The 248-nt window shown below is 54.0% G+C and carries 1 protein-coding gene; it reads left to right on the top strand.

Annotated features, from left to right (window positions below; all coding sequences use genetic code 11):
* On the top strand, positions 1-248 hold a 248-nt coding region (locus HBA93_RS22590; RefSeq protein ID WP_221724727.1), incomplete at both ends, for a CoA transferase.

Raw genomic sequence — 248 nt, 5'->3', positions numbered from 1 at the left:
CTTTTGGTCTTGCGGTTGCCGATATGCTGGCTGGCGCTGCAGCGGCACAGGGTATCCTCGCAGCGCTTGTGCGTCGCGGCATTACCAACAAAGGCTCGCATGTCGAAACCAGCCTTCTGGAAGCGCTGGTCGATTTTCAATTCGAAGTTCTGACAACCTATCTCAATGATGGCCGCCGTCTGCCAAAACGGTCAGATTTCCGAAGTGCCCATGCTTATTTGTCTGCACCCTATGGGGTTTATCAGGCT

Origin of the sequence: Ochrobactrum sp. SFR4, from assembly GCF_019730395.1 — a bacterium.
Taxonomy (GTDB): Bacteria; Pseudomonadota; Alphaproteobacteria; order Rhizobiales; family Rhizobiaceae; genus Pseudochrobactrum.
Note: the sequence above shows the minus strand (reverse complement) of the source record. Positions and strands in the feature narration are given on the sequence as shown.